Origin of the sequence: Dactylosporangium sp. NPDC005555 (assembly GCF_040605635.1) — a bacterium.
GTDB lineage: Bacteria > Actinomycetota > Actinomycetes > Mycobacteriales > Micromonosporaceae > Dactylosporangium.
Genome location: NZ_JBEXDG010000024.1, coordinates 85877 through 102339 on the forward strand (window position 1 = coordinate 85877; position 16463 = coordinate 102339).

At 69.9% G+C, this 16463-nt stretch carries 13 protein-coding genes; 3 read left to right on the top strand and 10 right to left on the bottom strand.

What is annotated here, in order from left to right; translation table 11 throughout:
- Nucleotide 1: 1 nt before the first annotated feature.
- From ABZS58_RS26330 to kduI, 9 genes are all read right to left on the bottom strand, one after another.
- Entirely contained in the window at nucleotides 2–178 is a 177-nt protein-coding gene (locus ABZS58_RS26330; protein ID WP_354785808.1) for a hypothetical protein, read from the bottom strand.
- An 87-nt stretch (nucleotides 179–265) separates the two neighbouring features.
- Nucleotides 266–4447: a LamG-like jellyroll fold domain-containing protein gene (locus tag ABZS58_RS26335; protein WP_354785810.1), complete on the bottom strand. Its 4182-nt coding sequence runs from the start codon at nucleotides 4445–4447 to the stop codon at nucleotides 266–268.
- 301 nt (nucleotides 4448–4748) lie between these two features.
- Complete coding sequence (locus ABZS58_RS26340) at nucleotides 4749–6245, bottom strand: aldehyde dehydrogenase family protein (RefSeq protein WP_354785812.1); 1497 nt, start codon at nucleotides 6243–6245, stop codon at nucleotides 4749–4751.
- A 28-nt stretch (nucleotides 6246–6273) separates the two neighbouring features.
- On the bottom strand, nucleotides 6274–7266 hold the full coding sequence (locus tag ABZS58_RS26345) for an ABC transporter permease (RefSeq protein ID WP_354785814.1): 993 nt from the start codon (nucleotides 7264–7266) through the stop codon (nucleotides 6274–6276).
- Complete coding sequence (locus tag ABZS58_RS26350) at nucleotides 7263–8795, bottom strand: sugar ABC transporter ATP-binding protein (RefSeq protein ID WP_354785816.1); 1533 nt, start codon at nucleotides 8793–8795, stop codon at nucleotides 7263–7265. The genes ABZS58_RS26345 and ABZS58_RS26350 overlap by 4 nt, the downstream gene beginning before the upstream one ends.
- Nucleotides 8792–9688, bottom strand: coding sequence for an ABC transporter permease (locus tag ABZS58_RS26355; protein ID WP_354785818.1), 897 nt, complete (start codon nucleotides 9686–9688; stop codon nucleotides 8792–8794). Before ABZS58_RS26355 ends, ABZS58_RS26350 begins: the two co-directional genes overlap by 4 nt.
- A gap of 101 nt (nucleotides 9689–9789) precedes the next feature.
- Nucleotides 9790–10842, bottom strand: a complete 1053-nt coding sequence (locus ABZS58_RS26360; RefSeq protein ID WP_354785820.1) for a sugar ABC transporter substrate-binding protein — start codon at nucleotides 10840–10842, stop codon at nucleotides 9790–9792.
- A gap of 190 nt (nucleotides 10843–11032) precedes the next feature.
- Nucleotides 11033–11794: a 2-dehydro-3-deoxy-D-gluconate 5-dehydrogenase KduD gene (gene kduD / locus ABZS58_RS26365; RefSeq protein ID WP_354785822.1), complete on the bottom strand. Its 762-nt coding sequence runs from the start codon at nucleotides 11792–11794 to the stop codon at nucleotides 11033–11035.
- Entirely contained in the window at nucleotides 11791–12597 is an 807-nt protein-coding gene (gene kduI, locus ABZS58_RS26370; RefSeq protein ID WP_354785908.1) for a 5-dehydro-4-deoxy-D-glucuronate isomerase, read from the bottom strand. The genes kduD and kduI overlap by 4 nt, the downstream gene beginning before the upstream one ends.
- Nucleotides 12598–12758: 161 nt before the next feature.
- Between kduI and ABZS58_RS26375 the strand changes: the two genes are divergently transcribed.
- Nucleotides 12759–13550: an IclR family transcriptional regulator gene (locus ABZS58_RS26375; RefSeq protein WP_354785824.1), complete on the top strand. Its 792-nt coding sequence runs from the start codon at nucleotides 12759–12761 to the stop codon at nucleotides 13548–13550.
- Nucleotides 13551–13636: 86 nt separating this feature from the next.
- Here the strand turns inward: ABZS58_RS26375 and ABZS58_RS26380 are convergent, their stop codons facing one another.
- Nucleotides 13637–13861: a tautomerase family protein gene (locus ABZS58_RS26380; protein ID WP_354785826.1), complete on the bottom strand. Its 225-nt coding sequence runs from the start codon at nucleotides 13859–13861 to the stop codon at nucleotides 13637–13639.
- A gap of 186 nt (nucleotides 13862–14047) precedes the next feature.
- Between ABZS58_RS26380 and ABZS58_RS26385 the strand changes: the two genes are divergently transcribed.
- Nucleotides 14048–14764, top strand: a complete 717-nt coding sequence (locus ABZS58_RS26385) for a YcnI family protein (RefSeq protein ID WP_354785828.1) — start codon at nucleotides 14048–14050, stop codon at nucleotides 14762–14764.
- 62 nt (nucleotides 14765–14826) lie between these two features.
- On the top strand, nucleotides 14827–16443 hold the full coding sequence (locus ABZS58_RS26390; RefSeq protein WP_354785830.1) for a copper resistance protein CopC: 1617 nt from the start codon (nucleotides 14827–14829) through the stop codon (nucleotides 16441–16443).
- The last annotated feature ends 20 nt before the right edge of the window (nucleotides 16444–16463 follow it).

Sequence of the window (16463 nt, forward strand, 5' to 3'; positions counted from 1 at the left end):
CTCACTGCCCCGCCGCCTTCCGGGCCTTGGCCCGTTCGGTCTCGAACGCCGCCGCCTCGTCGTCGCCGAAGTAGTCCCAGTAGAAGCCCGAGCCGTGGTCGCCGACGGCGCGGAAGTGCTCGGCGGCGACGGCGTGCTCGCCCATCTTGCTGTAGACGAGGGCGAAGAGGTGCGGCACAGGACGTGGGCCCCGGGAGGATTCCCGGGGCCCACGTCGTCATGTCAGATCGAGCCTGAGCTGGATGCCCCTACGAGGACGGCGCGGTCATCGGCGGCCCGCATGCAACTGCGTCACCTGGTCGGCGGTGAGCTCGTAGCTGTACAGGCGGAAGTCGTCGATCAGGCCGTCGAACCTCGGATCCCCCCAGCTCGTCCCACCGATGTAGTTGGCCGCGGTGTTGCCGCCCACGCCGACGTCACCGATGTTGATGGTGAAGTCGGTGCGGGTCGCCTGCAGGACACCGTTGAAGTAGATCTTCCCGGTGGAGCCGTTCATCGTGAACGTCACGTGTGTCCACGCATTGAGCGGCAGGTCGTTGCCCGCGCCGAGCAGGAGCCGTTCCTGGTTGGCGACCCCCGGCGCCTTGAGCGTGGCTCCGAACCCGGTGGTGCCGCCGTTGGTGGCCGACTGGATCAGGAAGAACGTGTCCGTGCTGCTGCCGATCTGCACCAGCGGCACCCAGTTCGGCAGCGTGTCCGGACGTGCCCAGAAGGACACCGTGAACTGGTTGGTCAGCCCGGCCTCGATGTTGTCGGGCAGCCGGACCTGGTTGCCCGAGTCCCCGGCACCGCCCGGCAGGTTCACCGCGGCACCGTACCGGCCGGCGGCGTTCCACGACGTCGTGCCGGCCAGGGATGCCGCGCCGATCGACGCCTTGGCTCCCGTGTTCGCGGCGGACGTGCCGGTGTTCTCGTCGAAGGTGAACCGGACCGAGACACCTTCGTTGTACATCGCGGCGATGTCCGACGCGGTCAGCGCGGACGTGTGCACCCGGACGTCGTCGATCAGACCGTCGAACGCGGCGTCGCCGTATCCGTTGCGGCCCAGCCAGTTGTTGGCCGTCGGACCGATCTCGGTCATGCCGATGGTGAGATCGGTCCGGGTCGCGATCACCTGGCCGTTGAGGTACAGCGTGCCGATCGAACCCTGCCGGGTGAAGGCCACGTGGTTCCACTGGCCGGCGACCACGTCCTGCGCCGGACTGGCGTAGACCCGCTCCTCGGGGCCGGTCTTCGCCTTGAACGTGACGGCGAGCCCGGTGCTCCCGTTCGCCTGGGTCTGCATCTGGATCTGGTAGTAGCTCCCGGCGGAGCCGAGCCCGTCACCGATGTGGAACAGGCCGGTCCAGTTGCTCTTCGTGTCGGGGCGCACCCAGAACCCGGTGGAGAAGTTCGCCGCGCCCTGCAGCAGGTTGTCCGGCAGGTCCACCGCGTTGGCGGTGCTGCCACCGGGCAGGTTGACCGCCTTGCCGAGCACACCGTTGGTCGACCAGCCGGTCGTCCCGGTCAGGACGGCCGCCCCGACACCGCTGACGGAGCCGGTGTTCGCCGCCGTGGTGCCCGTGCCCTCCTCGAACTCGTACCGGACCGGGATTCCGGTGGCCGGCGGCGGCGCGTTGTCGCCGACGACCACCAGGTCGTCGATCATCAGGCCGGCGCCGCTGCCGGGTGCCTTCAGGGTGAGCGTCTGCGAGGCGGTCGCGGCCGTGAAGGTGCCGACATACGTGGCGTAGGCGGCGGTCGAGGGCTGGGCTGTCGAGGCGGTGATGGTCGCGTTCAGGTTGCCGACCGTCAATGTCGCTGTCGCCGCCCCGGTTGCGGCCGAGCGGGCGTCGCGTGCGTAGCGCAGCGAGACCCGGTACGTGGTGCCGGGGGTGAGATCGTTGATGGTGCGTTTGATGCTGCCCGTGTTGCCCAGGGCGAGCTGGTAGCCGGTGAGACCGAGGCCGCCCTGACCGGTGACGGTGCCACGCACCAGCTGGACCTGGCTCTCGACCACCCACGGCACCATCCGGCTGTTGCCGGCGGCGACGTCGATGGTCGCGGGCGGGTTGCCGGTGCGCCACTCGGCGGGCAGGCGCGGGTATTCGAACTGGTCGACGACCCGCGGGTTCAGCTGCGTCATCTTCACCAGCGGGTCGATCTGCACGATCTTCGCGACCGACGGGGTGCCGCTGGCGTCCCAGATGTACACCATGTAGGACCCGGGCGGTGCGTAGTTGCCGTTGAGCGGCGACGTGACGTTGACCGTGCCGCCGGACTGGCTGAACGCCAGGTCCTGGAAGTTCTGGTCGTTGTTGAACCCGTGCGTCACGGAACCGTTGCGGACCAGCGTGACCCGGGCGACCGAGCTGGACGTGGCGAGCTGGAAGGTGCCGTTGTAGCCGATCTTCTGCGGCGCGGTGGTGATCACCGGACGGGGTGCGTTCGCGTCGCCGTTGAACAGGTAGTCCGGCGAGTAGTACTCCACGTCCGTGTAGTTGCGCGGGCCGGGAGCGCCGCCGCCGCCGACCATGACCCGGCCGTCGGGCAGGAGCAGGGCCGTCGAGTGGTACAGCCGGGCGTGCTCGTGCGGCAGGACGACCTCGGTCCAGTTACCGGTGTTCGGGTCCCAGATCTCGGGGTTGGTGACGTAGCCGTCGTTGCCGTTGTTCACCCGGGCGCCGCCGGTGACCAGCACCCTGCCGTCGGGCAGGAGCGTCGAGGTCGGCCAGTGCCGCTGGTACTTCATCGGCTTGGTCGCCGTGATGACCGGGTTGGCGGTGCCGCCGGTGATGTCGACGGTGAAGCCGGCGCGGGCGCCGTCCGGGCCGCCACCGTTGGCCCACCAGCCGCCGCCGACCTGGAGGATCTTGCCGGGGCGGTACATGGTGGCGGTGGACGTGGCGCCGACCGGGTTGCCGTTGGCGCCCTGGTTGGCGATGGCGGTGGGCAGGGTGCCGCGCAGCGTCAGCTGGCCGGTGCCGCTGTTGCCGGCGGGGTTGAGCTCGAACATCTGCGTGCCGCTGATGTTGAACAGCGTCCCGGTGGTCGGTGCGACGAACGCGCGGGGGTACCACCAGCGGTTCTCGTCCTGGCCGGGGTGGTCGGCACCGCCGTCGCCGTACGCGACCGGGCTCCTGGCACCGTCGAGCGTCTTCCAGCCCGAACCCTGGTCCGGCCGGTAGATCTCCGGGGTGAGGACGCCGGGGCCGCCGGGGCCGCCGCGGAGGCTGCCACCCTGCACGACGACGTCACCGTTGGGCATGGTGGTGCCCGTCGGGTACCACCGCGGGTAGTTCATGGGCGCCTCGTTCTGCAGCCCGTTGTTGGTGGAGTAGCTGGTGACGCCGATCGCGGCGTCGTTGGGGGCGTTGCCGCCCAGGCCGTCGTCGCCGCCGATCGTCATGATGGAGTGGTCGTGCGGCATCTGCACCTGCATGGCGCAGAACAGGTCGGTGTAGGTGGTGTTCGGCAGGATGCCGCTGCGGACGTTCGCCAGGGTGCGTGGCGTGGCGGGGTTCCAGACGTCGACCTCCATCTGGCCGCCCTGGGTGACCGAGTCGTTGCCGGTCCAGTCGTAGGGCGAGGTGTCGTCGCCCCAGCCGCCGACGCTGCCGAAGGACTGCACCCGGCCGTCGGAGGTCAGCGCCATGTTGATCGGGACCAGCGGCCACGGCGTGACGCCGCTCCAGGCACCGGCCTGGTCCTTCTTCGGCGGTGAGCAGTCCGCGGTCTGCAGCTTGGCCGCGTAGGCGAGGCCGTTCTTCATCTGGGCGCGCATGTACGGCTCGGAGTACGCCGTGCCCTCGTGGCCCATGGAGGTGTACCAGGACCGGCCGGAGTCGATCGTCTGGCACCAGGTGAGCGGATGCTTGGAGCCCTGCCGGCCCATGCCGTACGAGGTCTCGTCGGCCTCGATCAGGGTGCGCACCCACGGCGCCGGGTTGACGACCCAGTCGTACCATTCGTCGCTGCGGGTGATGCTGTTCGTCACGCCCTGGGTGAGCGGGTGCGTCGGGTCCGTCACGAACACCCGGCCCGGCCGCACACCGGGGTTCTCCGGGTGTCCTTCGGAGGCGGCACCGACGAGGCGGAGGTAGAACGGGTTGACGTCGTGCTCGCTCTCACCGGCCGACCACCCGGTGTAGTGCATGCCCATGTAGCCGCCGCCGCCGCGGATGTAGGACTCGAGCGCGGCGCGCTGTGCCGTGTTGAACAGGACGCCACCGGTCTGCGCGAAGACCACCGTGTCACGGATGGCGAGGTTCGCGGTGGTGAAGGCCGCCGGGTCGTCGGTCTCCTGGATGTCCACCGGCTGGCCGTACTGCGTGCCGAGCTGGGTGGCCAGGTCACGCACGGCCTGCCGGGCCTGCACGTTGGAGGCGTGGAAATTGGCCTTGTAGAACAGCAGCACGCTGAGCCGGCCGTCATTGTCGGGGGCTGCGTGGGCCGCGGTGGGGGTCATGACGGCGGTCGTCGTGCCGGCAGCCACTGCCAGCGCGACGGACGCTGCGAAATGGGTGAGGCGGCGGAAGCGGGATGACCTGAGGGGCACTTTCATAAGAGATCCCTTGAGGTTCGGCGGACGTGGCGGCGAGGCGGCGCCGCCACGGAGAGCCTGAACGTAGGGCACTCATGAATGTGTAGTCAAGAACTGTGTCTATGTACGTGAACCGAAAAATAACACCGTTCTCATATGCGAATCATGTCCGGACGGCGAGGTGGGCCCCCGAAAGCATTCCCGGGGGCTACCTCGTCGATACCGCTCAGCGCAGCTCGGCGATGACGGTCTTGAGCTCGGTGTAGTCGTCCAGGCCGAACGACCCGAGCTCGCGGCCCCAGCCCGACTGCTTGAAGCCACCGCGCGGCAGGGTGACGTCATCGGCGTGCCACGTGTTGAGCCACACCGTGCCGGCCCGCAGACGGGCACCGACCCGGTGGGCCGTGCCGATGTTCTGCGACCAGACACCCGCGGCGAGCCCGTACACCGTGTTGTTCGCGGCCGCGACCACCTCGTCCTCGGTGTCGAAGGGAATCGCGGTCACGACCGGACCGAAGATCTCGTCGGTCTGCACGGCCATCTGCTCGTTCACGGAAGTGATGAGCGCCGGCGCCACGAAATAGCCGCGGTCGCCGACCGCGTCGGCACTTCCCGCGTTCAGCACGGCACCGTCCTGCACCGCTCCACGGATGTAGCCCAGCACCTTCTCGTGCTGCTCCTGCGAGACGAGCGGACCCATCTGCGACGCCGGGTCGAAGCCGTCGCCCACCTTGATCGCGCGCGCGGCCGCGGCCACGCCCTCGACGACCTGGTCGAAGACGCCGCGCTGGACGTAGAGGCGCGAGCCGTTGACGCAGCACTGCCCCTCGTTGAAGTAGCCGCCCAGCACCGCACCGGCGATGGCGGCCTCGATGTCGGCGTCGTTGAAGACGATGTTGGGCGCCTTGCCGCCGAGCTCGAGGGAGACCTTCTTGAGGTTGCCCGAGGCCGCGGCGGCGATCTTCTTGCCGACCTCGGTGCTCCCGGTGAAGGCGACCTTGTCGACGCCGTGATGGTCGACCAGCGCGGCTCCGGTGTCACCGAAGCCGGGCACGACGTTCACGACGCCGGCGGGCACGCCGGCCTCGAGCAGGAGCTCACCGAGGCGCAGTGCGGTCAGCGGGGTCTGCTCGGCCGGCTTGAGGATGACGGTGTTGCCCGCGGTGATGGCCGGGACGATCTTGAAGCAGGCCATCAGCAGGGGGAAGTTCCACGGCACGATGCCCGCGACGACGCCGACCGGCTCGCGGCGGGTGTAGGCGTGAAACTCGCGGCCCGGCACGGACATCGGGATGGACGTGCCCTCCATCTTGGTCGCCCAGCCCGCGAAGTAGCGGAAGAGCTCGGCGGCGATCGCCACGTCACCGTCCCGGGCCGCTTCGACGCGCTTGCCGTTGTCGAGGGCCTCCAGCTGGGCGAACTCGTCGGCATGGGCATCGATGAGGTCGCCGATGCGCCACAGCAGGTGGGAGCGGTCACGCGGCGTCATCCTCGACCACGCGGAGCGGTGCTCGAACGCCGTGCGAGCCGCCACGACCGCACGGTCCACGTCGACCGCGGACCCGTACGCGACCTGGACAAGCACCTCCTCGGTCGACGGGTTGACGGTCTCGAACGTTCTGCCGTCCTTCGCGTCCACCCACTCGCCGCCGATGAGCAGCTGCCTGGGCGAGGACAGGAACGACCGGACGGCGGGCAGGAGCGCGGAGTTCTCGTGGGGCATGATGGCCTTCCGTAGGTGCCGGGATCGGCTATTTGATGATCGACACTTTTGAATAGTCGAGGGTGAGCGCGACGGCGACGACGATGATGACGCCGTACAGGATCTGCTCGTAGGCGGACGGCACACCGACGATCGGCAGGCCGACCCGCAGCAGCGTCACGACGAGCGCGCCGGCGAGGCTCCGCCACACGCTGCCGTGACCGCCGGTGATCGCGGTGCCGCCGACGACGATCGCCGCGACCGCCGGCAGCAGGAGGTTGTCGGCCATGGTCGGTCCGCCACTGAACTGCCGGGAGACCAGCATGACCGCGGCGAGCCCGGCGCAGGCACCGGAGACGCAGAACGCACCGACCTTGACCCAGTCCACGGGTGTACCGGCGAGGCGCGCGGCCGACTCGGAGTAGCCGGTGGCCGAGATCCAGCTGTGCAGCGGGGTCACCTTGAGGATCAGGGCGATCAACGCGACGACGAGGATCGCCACGGCGGCCGACATCGGCACGTAGCCGGCGACGTACAGCTCCAGCCACTTGACCGTCGAGTCGTCCACCACCCGCACGGTGCCGGCGCCGGAGACGACGAGGGCGACCGCGGACAGGATGCTCATCCCGCCCAGGGTGACGATGAACGACGGAATCCGCAGCAGCACGTGCGCCACGCCCTGCGCCGCGCCGATCGCCGCCGCGACGAGGATGACGACCGGCGTGGCCAGGCCACCGAGGTCCGGCAGCCACAGGGCCAGCAGGACCGTCGACAGCGAGGCCAGCGCCGCGATGGACAGGTCGATGCCGCCGCAGAGGACGACGAGCGTCGCCCCCGCGGCGAGCACGATGAGCGGCGCGGCGGTCCGCAACGCGGCGGTCAGGCTCCGGGTGGTCAGGAAGTGCGGGTCGGCGATGGTCAGGGCGGCCACCAACGCGACCAGGGCGATGAGCGGCATGAACCCGGTGATCCGCCGGCCCGCGCGGGGTCCGCCTTTGCCGACCGCGGATTCGGCGACCGGCGTGGCCACGGGTGTACTCATACCATTTCCTTCACGAGGTCCAGAGGGGTCGGCTTGCCGCCGGTCGGGCAGGCGACCTCGGTCACGACCCGTCCGTCGCTCATGACGAGGATCCGGTCGGCCATGCCGATGGCCTCCTCGAGGCTGTCGGCCAGCAGCACGGTCGCGACCCCGCTCGCGGCGAGCTCACGCATCAGCCGGTACACCTCCGAGCGGGCCCCGATGTCCAGCCCGCGCGTCGGGTGGTCCAGCAGGAGCAGCCCGATGTCGCCGCCGACCAGCCAGCGGGCCAGGACCACCTTCTGCTGGTTGCCGCCGGACAGCCGCTGGATGGCGGTGTCGCGGCCCGGCGTCCGGATGGACAGCCGCTCGATCCAGCGGTCCACCAGGCCGGCCTGTTTCCTGGGTGCCACGAACGGGCCCGCGCAGCGGGCCTTCTGCTTGCTCAGGGTCATGTTCTCGGCCACCGACATCGGGCCGACCATGCCTTCGACCTTGCGTTCGGCCGGCACGTAGCCGATGCCGGCGGCGCACGCGGCGCGGGTGCTGGGCAGGTCGATCTTCTTGCCGTCCAGCCGGATCTCGCCGGCGGTCGTCGGCTCGGCGCCGAACAGCGCGCGGCAGACATCCTCGCGACCGGATCCGTGGACGCCGACGATCGCCACGATCTCACCGACCGCGACGTCCAGGTCGACGTCGTGGAACGACCCGCCCGACAGCCCGCGTACGGACAGCCGGGGCTGCTCGGACACGACAGGCGCGGCGGCGTTCTCGTGGTAGTGATCGTCGGACCCGGTGGACCCGATCATCATCCGGTGCAGTTCGCGCGGGACGGCACCTGCCGTGGCGACCTCGCCGACCGACTGGCCGCCGCGCAGCACCGTCACGCGGTCGCACACGTCCAGCACCTCGTCGAGACGGTGGGAGACGAAGACGACCGAGGCGAACTCGCGCAGCCGGCGGATCTGCGCGAACAGGGTGTCGATCTCCTTCGACTCCAGCACCGAGGTCGGCTCGTCGAGGATGATGACCGGCGGGTGCTGGCTGCGCTCCTCGATGCGCAGCACCTTCGCGATCTCGACCATCTGCCGGTCGGCGAACGAGAGCGTGTCGGTGCGGGCGAGCGGGTCGATGTGCGAGCCGATCTTGTCGAGCTGCTCCTGGGCCAGGCGGCGCATGGCGTCCCAGCGGTAGACGCCCCGGCGGACCGCGATCCCTTCGCTGCCGAGCAGGATGTTCTCCGCGGCGGTCAGGTTGGGCACCAGGGACTGCTCCTGGAAGACCATCCCGATGCCGTGGTTGGCGGCCTCGACGACGCTGCGCAGCTTGACGGCCGCACCGCGGACGTAGATCTCACCGGCGTCGGGGGCGACCAGGCCGACCAGCGCCTTGAGCAGCGTGGACTTGCCCGCGCCGTTCTCGCCGGCCAGGCCGAGGACCTCGTGCTGACGGACCACCAGGTCGACACCGTCCAGCGCCTTGACCCCGGGGTAGTGCTTGACGAGGCCGCGGACCTCCAACGCCGGCACCGGCGCAGTTGAGGCGGTCACTTGGTCACCTGGTTTCTGCGACGCTGGGGAATGACCGCGGCGGCGACCGCGGCCACGACGATGAGGCCTTCGACGCCGCCCTGCCAGTACGGGCTGACCCCGACCTGCACGAGACCGTTGGTCAGCACCATGACGAGCAGGACACCCACGGCGGAGTGCAGCACGCCACCGCGCCCACCGGTGAGCAGGGTGCCACCGACGACGGCGGCGGTGATGGCGGAGAAGTCATAGCCGTTGCCGGCCTGAACCAGACCGGCACCGAGCTGGCTGGTCACCATGACCCCACCCAGCCCGTAGAAGGCGCCGGCGAGGGTGAAGACCGCGACCTTGTACGGCTTCACCCTGACCCCCGAGAGCATGAGCACCTCCTCGGCGCCGCCGATCGCGAAGGCGTACCGGCCGAGCCGGGTGTAGCGCTGGATGAGCCATCCCGCCAGGATGCACGCGACGGCGATCCAGGTGAGATAGGACAGCCCCAGGAAGCGGTCGATCGCCCAGCCCTTGAGCATGGCGTCGGTGATGTTGGGCTGGACGCCGGCGAACATGAGCGTCGCGACGCCGAGCCCGACGGCCGACACCCCCAGCGTGGCCATGAAGGAAGGCACCTTCAGCAGCACCAGCGCAAGCCCGCTCAGGCAGCCGAACGCACAGCCCAGCATGACCGCGACCGCGATCCCGAGCAGTCCGAGGTCGTTGTCGTTGCGATTGTTGGCCACCAGGAGCGACACGGTCAGGGCCGAGGCGCCCATCACGCCGGCGGACGAGAGGTCGATGGACCCCATCATCAGCACGAACGTGATGCCGCAGGTGACGACCGCGAGCACCGCGGCGGCATCCATGATGTTCTGGGCGTTCCCGATGCTGCGGAACTGCGGGCTCAGGGCCGCGAACACCAGGTAGATGACGACCAGCGCGACCGGTGGACCAGCGTCCCGGAACGACGCGCCTCGCCGAGAGCTACGGCGAGGCGCTGTGACGACCTCGGATGTCACGGTCACGTCAGGGGCCCGGCCACACGGTTGAAGACGTTGCCGCACTCGAAGTCGGACGGGGTGGTCTTCGGCTGCGAGAAGTCAGCGGCGTTGGCCTTGGTGATGAGGAACTGCTTGGCGAAGAACGCCCGGTTGGCGGCGGCGATGTCCTTGACCGCCAGCTTGCCGGTGGCGACGCAGAAGCCGATCGCCAGACCGATCCCACCCTGCCAGGTGCCGTCGCTGGAGACGGTCGCGGTCATGGTGCCGTCCTGGACCGCCTTGACGGCGTCCGGCACGGCGTCGATACCGGCGACCGCCACCTTGCCCGAAAGTCCCGCCTGCTGGAGTGCTTCCAGCGCACCGAGCGCCATGTCGTCGTTGGCGGCCCAGATGGCCTTGACCTTGTCGCCGTGCTTGGTCAGCAGCGTCTTGGTCACCGTCAGCGCCTCGGCGCGGGAGAAGTTGGCGGCCTGCTGGTCGAGCAGCGTGACGCCGGGGTTCTTCTTGAGCGACGCCTGGAGGCCGGCGAACCGGTCCTTGGCCGCCGCGGTGTCCAGGACGCCCTGCAGCGCGATGATGCCGCCGGTGCCCCCGATCGCCGTGGCGAGCGCGTCGCCGATCTGCTGGCCCGACTCGACACCGTTGTACGTGATGTGGCTGACCCACGTCTTGTAGTCGGCCGGCTTCAGGTCGGCGGGCTTGTTCCACTGGGTGACGAGGTAGGCGCCGGCCTTGTCGGCGCCCTTGACGATCGGCGCGGTGTCCGAGTCGCCGTTGGGGAGCACGTTCATGACCAGGCACTTGGTGTCGCGGGCGAGGATCTGGCTGATCTGTTCCTGCTGCTTGGTGGAGTCGCCGCCGTAGGTGAGGCGCTCCTGGGTGAGGCCGACCGACTTGGCGAAGGTGTCGCCGCCGGCCAGCCACGAGGCCTCGTAGGGGTTGGACTCGTTACGGACCTGGCCCACCAGTTTGACGTCGGACGGCTTGCAGACGCCGCCGCTGGCGGTGTCGTTGCCGCCGGCTGCCTCCTCGCTGCAGCCGGCCAGGGCGGCGGCGGCCAGTGACAGGCTCAATAAGGCTACGGCGGGACGAGTGTTGATCTTCAAGGTTGATCCTCAATCTCTTCAGTGCCGGAGGATCCGGCGGGGTGGCACAAACAGAGAGAGAAACCTGCCGCCACATAGTCTGACGGCGGCAGCGTCGTCGTATCGTGCGGTTCGGTGCAGTGGTTCGGTGCGGTGGTTCGATGCGGTGGAGGCCGGGTCAGCGGGCCATCCACCCTCCGTCGACGACCAGGGTGTGGCCGTTGACGTAGTCGGCGGCGGCGGAGCTCAGGAAGACGGCCGCCCCGGCGATGTCGGCGGCGTCTCCCCAGCGACCGGCGGGGATGCGTTCGAGGATGGACCGGGAACGGTCCGGGTCCGCACGCAGCGCGGTCGTGTTGTCGGTGGTCATGTAGCCGGGCGCGATGGCGTTGACCTGCACGCCGAACGGGCCCCACTCGTTCGCCAGCGCCTTGGTGACGCCGGCGACGCCGTGCTTGCTGGCGGCGTAGGACGCCACGCGGATGCCGCCCTGGAAGGAGAGCAGGCTGGCGACGTTGACGATCTTGCCTTGCCCGCGCCCGGTCATCGGGCGCCCGAATGCCTGGCAGAGGAAGAACAGGCCGCCCAGGTTGGTGTCCACCACGCGGTTCCACGACTGCCGGCTCACGTCCACCGAGTCCTCGCGGTCGATGATGCCGGCGTTGTTGATCAGGATGTCCACCTGACGGTTGCGGCTCACCTCGGCGGCGACCCGCTCGACGGCGTCGTGGTCGCTGACGTCGAGGTCGACGACCTCCACGTCACGGCCGAGGTCGGCCACCTGGTCCCGCGTGGCCGACTGGCTCCCCGGCCGGCCCAGCAGGACCAGGTCGGCGCCTGCCTGGGCGAGCCCACGAGCGATGGCCTGTCCCAGACCGCGGCCGGCGCCGGTCACGGCGGCGCAGCGGCCGTGCAGGTCGAAGGGCGAGCGGGCGGTCACAGGTCCTCCAGCGGCACCGGTGTCAGATCCGTGTAGTCGTTGTTCTCCCCACCCATCGCCCAGATGAAGGCGTACGAGCCGGTGCCGACGCCCGAGTGGATCGACCACGGCGGCGAGATGACGGCCTCGCGGTCGCGCATGACGAGGTGGCGGGCGGCGCCGGGCTTGCCCATCAGGTGGAAGACCCGGTCCTTCTCGTCGAGATCGACGTACAGGTAGACCTCGGTGCGCCGGTCGTGCAGATGCGGCGGGAACGTGTTCCACACGGAGCCGTCGGCGATGACGGTCACGCCGAACTGGAGCACCGACGTCTGCAGTTCCTGGCCCCAGGCGTACCGGTAGAGGTTGCGTTCGCTCGCGCCCTCCGGCGTGCCCAGCTTGACCGGCTCGATCGCCGAGTGGCTCAGCAGGGTGGTCGGGTAGGCCGCGTGTGCCGGAGCGGAGACGAAGTAGAACGCGGCGTCGGGGCCGGTGAAGACGACCTCGCTGCCACGGCCGACGAACAGTCCGTCGAGGTGGCGGAGCTCGAACTTCTCATTGTTGACGAGCACGTGGCCGGACTGGCCGACGTTGACGATGCCGAGCTCCCGGCGGGCCAGGTGCGACGTGGTGCCGAGCACGTCCCAGGCCGGCAGCTCGAGCTGACCGGCACCGGGAACCGCCCCGCCGACGACCAGCCGGTCGTCGTGGGTGTAGACCCCGTGCACCTCACCGGTGCGGAACAGGCGCTCCACGAGGAAGTTCTTTCGCAGCTCCGCATTCGTTGCCGTCTCGACGTTGGACGGCGATGCGGAGTACCTCACTTCGATCAAAACTTCTCCTCGTTTGTGAACCACGTTCCGCTACGTGAACTGAGCGCGACCATACCTGTGCTGCCGATCACAGGTCAAGGGGCTGAAGTCGGTCCCTCTATGTGAACTGTGGGATAGTGTTATAGGCGCCATGATTCGATGAGGAGGCCTTGGTGGACACGGACAAAACGGTCAACAGCAGCTCCGCCACCTCGCAGGTCAAGTCTGCTGCCCGCGTCCTCGACGTCCTGGACGACATCGCCGCCCACGGCCCCGGCACCCAGTTGCAGCTGGCCACGCGCCTCGGCATCCCGAAGAGCAGCCTGCACGCGCTCCTGCGCACCATGTGCGCCCGCGGGTGGCTGGACACCGACCAGACCGGCAGCGTCTACCGGCTCGGGGTCCACACGCTGACGGTCAGTTCCGCCTACATCGACGGCGACCCGGTGCTGTCGCGCGCCAGTGCCGTGATGGACGAGATCGCGGCCGCCACCGAGGAGACCATCCACCTCGGCCGCCTGGAGGGCGCGGAGATCATCTACACCGCCAAGCGCGAGTCCAAGCATCCGTTGCGCATGTACTCAGCCGTGGGCCGCCGTCTTCCCGCTTACAGCACCGCCCTCGGCCGGGCGATGCTCGCGGAGATGCCGGAAGACGTCCGCGACACGCTCGTCCCCCACCAGATCAAGGCCATCACCGCCCAGACGATCACGAACCGGGACGCGCTGCTGGCGATCATCGACAAGGCCACCCAGCTCGGCTACGCGGAGGAGAGCGAGGAGTCCTGCCTGGGCGTGCGCTGCTTCGGCGTCGCGCTGCCCTTCTCCCGCCGATCGGTCGACGCGCTGAGCATCGCGGTCCCGATCAGCCGCCTCAAGCAGGGCCGGGAGGACTTCATCATCGAGACCCTGCTGAGCGTGAAGGCCCGCCTGTCGGCGATGCGCGACAACAGGCTGCTGCGCTGACCCACCACGCGCCCCGCCACATCCCTCGTGCCGACGAAAAATGGGGCCGACCACCGGTCGGCCCCATTTCCACACCCGCGTAGACCTCAGCGCCTCTCGAGGGCCGCCACCACGCCGGCGCGGGAGGCGTCCTCGCTGGCCAGCACGCCTCCGTTGGCCACGTCGTCCGCGGTGATCTCGGTGAACACCATGCGGACGTCCTGCAGACGGGCTCCGAGGATCTCGACGGCATTGTCGGCCACGGCCCGCGCGAAAGCCCTGCGCTGCTCCATGGACCGGCCCGCGAGCAGCTCGACGGTGATGTTCGGCATGGTGCCCCTCTCCTACCAGTCCACCATATGGACTTCAGTTCACTAGCGTGAACGAACGCTACCGTGCCCCCTGGGGCACCGCAATGTGCGACCTGTACGAGTTCACATACTTGACATCGGTTCGGCCTGTTGGTCGAATCACTGCGACCCCACACACGGCTCGTCCCCGAGGCGCGAGGATGCGACATGCGGCGCAATGACATCGGATCCGCCCGGAGCCAGCGGTCCTGGCGCGTCATGCTGACCGGCGCCGCGGCGCTGATCGTCAGCCTGGCCGGTTTCGCGTCCCCGGCGGGTGCGCACGTCACCGTCACCCCGTCCACGACCGCGGCCGGCGCCCACGCCGTCCTCCAGTTCAGCGTCGGGCACGGCTGCGGGAACTCGCCCACCACCAGGATCACTATTCGGATCCCGGCGCAGATCACCGCGGTCACGCCCACCCGGACAGCGCTGTGGAAGGTCGCGAAGCAGACCGAAACGGTCGACCCGCCCGCAGTGGACTCCCACGGCAACACGGTCGTGCAACGGGTCGCCTCGGTCACGTTCAGCACGGAAACCCCGCTCCCGGACGGCTACCGCGAGGTTTTCGAGCTCGCGGTCCAGCTGCCCGAAGCCAGCGGAACCAAGCTCGTCTTCCCGACCGTTCAGACCTGCGAGCAGGGCGAATCCGCCTGGATAGAGGTTCCGCAGGACGGGCGGAACGTCGAAGAACTCGAGTTGCCCGCCCCGGGCTTCACCATCTCCGGGCCCGCGGAGGGCACGCACCACCACGTGACCACCGGGACCACTGCGACGCCCGCGCCGGGCAGGGCCGACACCCTGACGCTCGCCGCGCTGGCGGCCGGCGTCCTCGGCTCGGTCCTCGGCGGTGCGGCGCTCGTCCGACAGCGCCGACGGACATGACCAACCGACGATTGCGACGGCTCCGGACAACGGCATTGCTGGTCCTGGTCTTCGTACCCGCGATGCTGCTCGGACTCTCCCAGCCGGCGTACGCGCACGCGCACCTCGCCGGCACCGACCCGGCCGAGGGTGCGGTGCTGCAGACCGCACCCGACCGGGTCCGGTTCACGTTCGACGAGGCCGTCCGCGGCGTCCCGGGCGGTGTCCAGGTCTTCGACGCCCAGGGGGAACTGGTCGAAGCGAGGCCGACCGTCAAGGGCGCCGAGCTCGAAGTCGTGCCGGCCGAACCGCTGGGCAACGGCACGACCGTGATCACCTGGCGGGTCGTCTCCGAGGACGGGCATCCCATCAGCGGCGCCCTCACCTTCTCCGTCGGCGCGCCAACCTCCGTCATCACCCCGCCTTCGAGTGATGCGAGCAGCATCCCGGAGGTCCCCTGGACGCTGACCCTGGCCCGTGGGGTGGGCTATGTCGGCCTCCTGCTCGCGACCGGGCTCGTCGCGTTCGCCGCCACGTTCCTGCCCACCGACGCCTCGCTCGACCGCCCGCGACGCCGTCTGGCCGCCTCCGCGCGCACCGCCGCGGTCGTCGCAGCCGGGGCGTGGCTCGCGGTGCTGCCGATCACCGCGGTCTATCTGCTCGGCGGCGGGCCGGGTCTGCTCACCCAGGGCGCGACGTGGTCGTCCTTACCGCCGACCGAGTACGCCGTCGCCGCGGCCGTCGCCGGCGGACTGGCGCTGGCCGTGGCGCTGCTCGGTCCCGGGCCGGCAGCGCGGCAGCGGCGCGTGGCGGCGGTCGTGGCCGCCGCGGTCGCGGTCACGGCCCCCGCGCTGGTCGGGCACACCCGCGCGGCGAGCCCCCAGCTCCTCGCCATCGGTGCGGACGCGCTGCACCTCCTCGCGGGCAGCGTCTGGCTCGGCGGACTCGCCGGCCTGGCGCTGACATTGCCGGCCCTCTCCGGTCGTGGCGCCGCCGCGGCCGAGGTGCTGGCCCGGTTCTCCACCGCCGCCGCCGGCGTCCTCGCGGCCCTGGTCGCCACCGGCTCGCTGCTCGTATGGCGGATCCTCGGGTCCTGGACCGCTCTCGTCGACACCCCCTACGGCCGGCTGGTACTGGCCAAGATCGCCATCGTGCTGGCCACGCTCACCATCGCGGCGTGGAACCGGTGGTCGCTCCTGCCACGGCTCAAGCGGGCAGCGAACACCACCAGCCGGCAGGTCCGCTCCCGACCGGTGGTGCGCGCCACCGCGATCGAGGGCGCGTTCCTCACTGTCGCCCTACTCGTCACCGGTTTCCTCGTCGACACGAGCCCCGAGGGCGGCTCCCTGCCCGCGAGCGCGTCGGCCGAGGCGAATCCCGGCACGCACACGACAACACTGGGCGGCATCACGGTGCGGGCTTCCCTCGCACCACGCACCCGCGGTCCCAACACCGTCACCCTCCGGCTGAGTTCCGCGGCCGGTGAACCCACCGAGGGTGTCGCACCGCCGGTGGTGCGCCTGTCCTCCGACTCCGACGGGGCGACGCTCGGCGCCGTCCCGCTGACACACGTGTCACCGGGCTTCTACACGGCGCAGGTCGTGCTCCCGGTGCCCGGGACGTGGCGGATGCAGGTGTCACTGCGGGTCAGCGAATTCGCCAACCCCGTGGCCGAGCTGGAGTTCGTCGTCAGAGGATGACGGCGCGCACGTCGGTCAGC

Coding starts and splice junctions, on each gene's coding strand:
- ABZS58_RS26335 (WP_354785810.1), bottom strand. CDS start 4,447: ATGACCCCCACCGCGGCCCACGCAGCCCCCGACAATGACGGCCGGCTC.
- ABZS58_RS26340 (WP_354785812.1), bottom strand. CDS start 6,245: ATGCCCCACGAGAACTCCGCGCTCCTGCCCGCCGTCCGGTCGTTCCTG.
- ABZS58_RS26345 (WP_354785814.1), bottom strand. CDS start 7,266: ATGAGTACACCCGTGGCCACGCCGGTCGCCGAATCCGCGGTCGGCAAA.
- ABZS58_RS26380 (WP_354785826.1), bottom strand. CDS start 13,861: ATGCCGAACATCACCGTCGAGCTGCTCGCGGGCCGGTCCATGGAGCAG.
- ABZS58_RS26385 (WP_354785828.1), top strand. CDS start 14,048: ATGCGGCGCAATGACATCGGATCCGCCCGGAGCCAGCGGTCCTGGCGC.
- ABZS58_RS26390 (WP_354785830.1), top strand. CDS start 14,827: ATGCTGCTCGGACTCTCCCAGCCGGCGTACGCGCACGCGCACCTCGCC.